The organism is Actinomyces urogenitalis DSM 15434, assembly GCF_000159035.1.
Classification (GTDB): Bacteria; Actinomycetota; Actinomycetes; order Actinomycetales; family Actinomycetaceae; genus Actinomyces; species Actinomyces urogenitalis.
Window position 1 is genome coordinate 279,163 of record NZ_DS999574.1, and the last position, 4,749, is coordinate 283,911.

The 4,749-nt window shown below is 56.6% G+C and carries 1 protein-coding gene; it reads right to left on the reverse strand.

All coding sequences use genetic code 11. From position 1 onward, the window contains the following. Nucleotides 1-4,608 (reverse strand): Cna B-type domain-containing protein (locus HMPREF0058_RS12945; RefSeq protein WP_211205875.1); only part of this gene is annotated, 4,608 nt, incomplete at its 3' end. Nucleotides 4,609-4,749: the final 141 nt, after the last annotated feature.

The window sequence follows — 4,749 nt, forward strand, 5'->3', positions numbered from 1 at the left end:
GCCAGCCGCGTCGGAGTCGTCAACCCACACCTTGGTCACCGGGATGTTGATCAACTCCGGCGTGTGCGTATTGGTCACGTCCATACCGTTGTAGGTCGTCGTGTAACCGTCGACCGGCTTCTCAGACACCGAGTACACGATCTTCGTGCCGTCATTCCTATACGTCTTGACGTCGGTGAAGGAGTACTTCCACTCACCCTTCGCACCCGCCGTGACGGTCGCGGTCTTGCCCGTCACCTTGCCGTCCGCAAGGAGCGTCACCGTGATCGACTCCGGCCGCTTACCGTCCTGGTCCTCGTTGTCGTCCCAGGTCTTGGTACCAGACACCTCGGTGAGCGGCTGGGCCTGGTGGTACATCGTCTCCGACGCAATGTCCGCACCGATCCCGTTGACCTGCTTCAGGTAAGCAGTGTTCTCAAAACGCTGCAGCTTATCGAACGCCTGACTCAGCGTCGTCGGGATCGTGAACGTCAGCACCTCACCCACAGGCAGTTCGCTGATCGACCACGACAGCTTCTGCCCCTCAGCCTTGAACTCGACACGTCCATCAACCGGGGCAGCCTCCCCCAACGAGCTACTGACAGTGATCTTCTCCGTGTCAATGGTCAAACCAGCCGGAATGGAGTCTTGAAGAACCAGATCCGTCAGTGCGAGCTTGTCGTCCTTGTTCTCAACCTTGAGGGTGTAGGTGATGGGGGTGTCCTTGGCGTTCTCGACCTCCTTTGGAGCGGCCTTCGTCCCCGTGGCCGGGTTCGAGCTCTTCGTCAGCCCCACATCAACCTTATGCAACTCAATATGAGCCGCCGCATACAGATCACTCACCATCGCATCCGACTGCGGAGCATTGCCCGTGAAATTCACGACCTTCACGAGATGCTCGTTGGTAGCGGTCTTGCCATCCAACGTGTCATCCGACGGGGTCTTCATATTCACATACGCGACCAGTGAGGATGCCTCCGGCACCACAAAGCTGTCGCCACCCTTGGTCTTGCGCACATCAATAGCGATTGCCTTAATAGTGGACTTATCGAGCGTGGAATCATCCTCAGGGTACGCAGTCCATACCGACGCGTCGTCCACATTAAACTCAGTCGGAGCCTTCGTCGCGTAGTACAGGACCGGGTTGGCGTAGTCCTTTGCCGCCGTCTTACCCGCAGACACCCTGCCCGCGATCGCCGACAGGTCCACGCCCTGGAAAGTACCCTGCCACTCAGACGCAGAAGTATCCGGCTTCATGGCCTGGTCCAGGACGTCATAGAAGACGACACCCGTACCCTTTGCAGCCTTCTCCTGGTAATACGCCAGGCGGTACTGGTAGTTCGTGCTCGTGTAGAGATGGTTCACGAGACCCTCAGCAGAAGCACCCCAGTCCTCGCCACTGTCAACATTGCGCACCTGCTCCTCAGTACCTGCCTCAGCAATAGAGATCGACTTGAAGGTGAGCTTGCGCTGCGCCATACCAAAGTGGTCGGTTTCCCCAGAGCTGTCGCGCAGGTCATCTGCAAGCGGCTTGTAATACTGATACGCCACCGGATTGTTGGCGGCATCGAAATTCGGTGTCCCCGGATTCCACTCACTATCGGCATCCGTATCCACAAACGCAGCCGTCTGCACAAGCTCTGCCCCACGGTCACGGATGTTGCCGTAGCTGTTGATGACATCAAACTGGGCGTACAGCCTATACATGGGCCTGTCATAAGCGCCGTATGCTTTATTGGGATACGGTTGATCTTCCTCAGGCAGACCCTTAATGCTGATCTTGAGCAGGGTCATGCCACTGCCTTCATAGTTCGGCGTCGTCTCGACGTCATAGAACTTCTTGTCAATGGCCTGATAGCGGCTCCGCAGACCCGCGCCCGGGCTCATGTTGGATTCTTTGGAGCTCGAGAAGTACAAGCGTCCCGCGTGAAGCGAATCAAGGTCAACTTTCACGCCTGCCGGAATTAAGGTGTAGAACTCACCGCTTTGGAACGCATACTTCCCCATAATGTCAGGGTCGCTTGCATATTTAGCATGAAGATCCATGCCATCACCGACTGCACCCACGCGGTTAACAGCCATCAAGGTAATGGTTGCCTTTTGCTCAGTATTCACCGGGTCGTCTGTTGCCTTGCTAGTCCAAACCTCGGCACCTGAGACGCGATTAATCTGCGATAGACTCTGCGTCACAAAGCTCATGGCCTTCTCTGACGTGCCATCCTTCGGGTCAGCAGAAATCCGATCCCGTGTTACATCAATCTTGGTGCCACCCTCAGGCTGCAGGTAATAGGTCGCCGGGTGACTGTAGAGCGTCTTCTGCTTGTCATCCACATTCTTTTGCACATAAGCCTTGACCGCGTCAGTAGGCTGCAGAATCTCCTGCGGCTGAATGCGGATTGAGGAGGCAAAGAAGTCACTTTCGTGAGTGTAGCGCAGGCTCTCAATACCTTCCGGCAAGTCAACCTTGCTCGTCAGATTGGCATCCTTAGTGACCTGAGTTCCGTCGGCATATTCGTAGCGGTACACGTTACTGCGCACTCGTGTCGCAGAAAGAATAAGCTTGTACCCCGGCTCGCCCTTCATCTTGGCATAGATGTGCACGGGCTTGTATCTTTCAAAGTCCTGTGAGTATGATCCGTTCTTCTCCCAGACACCAGCACTTGAGTACGTAGCATCGTATTCCTCGATAGCAACCGAGATTCGAGGGATATGAACATCATCCACACTCAGCTTCAGAGGGTTGTTGAGCACATCCTTGCTACTTGGTACGGCATCTGGAATATTATTCACTCCGTTGGGTGTAGAGAGATACGCCCCGTCCTCGTCAATAATCATCGTACGTATGCCAGCGCTGTAAGTACCCGTTTCCTTGTTCCACACGGGGTTGGATGCACGGGACGTGGCCCAGTGATCGAAGGATGGACTCCCCTCCCATCCCCAAGAGTTGCCACCGGACTGCATGGGAGCCTCTTTGCCCGCAAGGATTGCTGTCTGTGCACCGTAGGCGTTACCGCCCCGGTCCGGCTTACGCTCCCAGTGATCAGCGCGGTAGTCCTTGTCGTAGTCGTACTTTCCGGCCTCGGTCGTCACAATGTTCGCGGCAGCCTCGACGTCGACGACGTAACGCTCTGCCTCGTTCTTGTTCCACGGCGTCTGCACCAGCCGCACCGAGTTGTGCACCGTGATGCCCTCGTTGGACATATCCACTCCGCGAGCCTTGGCTTCATCAATCAGGCTTACGGGGTAGCGCATCAGCATGTAGTTGCGCTTCATACCTGTGGTATCACGATCAGAAATCTGATTGCGATAATGACCACCAAAGTCTAAATACACCTCTTCTAGACCATCAGCAAAGTTTTCATCAATGCCCTGCCAGGTGCGCAAAGTAGTTTTATCGGCTCCATCGCTCCAGAAGACATTCTCCCATCCATCTTTGGTAAAGCCGGTGTACGGGGATCTGAAGTATCCGCGCTGCTGTGCAGTGAACGGCTTCTTATCACGGGTGCGCCCTCGATCCTCCCAGGCACCGATCAGCTCACCCTTCTCCTCCAGGCGCGAGCCTGTGTCCTCAAAGGTGTAGGTAAATGGCATGGTGCTGGATTCAGAACGTGTGCCAAAACGCGTAATCTCAGAGACATAGATGACGTAGAAATACTCGTTGGCGTCGGCCGGCTTAGCACCCCAGGCGTCCTGCCAACTGAAATAGAGACCTTTTTCGGGCTTATTCTCACCACCGAGCTTATTCATGACAACAGTCGACGCCTTGGTGCTGGTATGAGCCTTGACCGTCAGATTCTGTGTCTTAGAGAAATCAGCCACACCGTCGCCATTGGAGTCGACCTCCATGGTGATATTAAAGGTCTTGGCATAGTTGCCCTGACCGTCAACACCCAGGAGAGTGGGGATGAAGCTGTAGCTGAAACCCATCGAGTTCGACTTCGAGCCATTGATGGGCTTGGCATTGGTCACTGTGACCGTACCGTTGACATCCTTCGTGTCACCAGACCAGTTGAAAGAGGTGGAGTCCGCGGTATTTGGAGCCTTGGGCACTTGGGTGACCATCTGGTCCTGCTCAACAAAATTCGTGTCAGGCCCTGCCCAGTGCGTGCTTGCGTCTCCCGCCCAGGTCTTGAAGAGCGCGGACGGCAGAGTCACCTTCACCGCGCCAACCGGCAAAGACTTGATATTGCCCGTGTCAGTGAGGTTGAAATCCACATCCACCATCGCGGTGTGGAGCTTGTTAAACATCTTGTCGAAGCTCAGGATCGTGTGAGCCTCGTCCTCGTACGAGTACCCGGTGGTCGACGCGTTGACCGGGTTAGCCCACCGTGCCCCGAACTTGTAGTCCCCATCCAGGCTGGCCGCCCGCGCAGCACGCCGCAGCGCCGGGGCCTGGGCCGTATCGCTGGCAGCCGAGTCGGTGGAGGCTGCCTCGCCTCCTTCCCCTGACCCGCTGCGGTCAGCGCCTACAGCGCCAGACTCAGCACCCCCCGCTTCATCAGCAGGGGCGGACACCGACGTCGTCGGCCCGTCACCAGGAACCGCGTCCTCAGCCACAGCAGGCACCGCGCCACCAAGCAGCAACGCACCCGCAGCAAGGACACCAAGAACAGACTTGGGAAGCCTCATGGGGAACCATCCTCATCGATCACGACTGCCCACACCGAACCGGGGAGACTCAGGGCGCAGACAAGGGAGACACACAGCATCCTACGGATGGCCACAACCTCTGGCCAGCGCGGTCCCACACACTCTCTCCTCGCCCGCGGA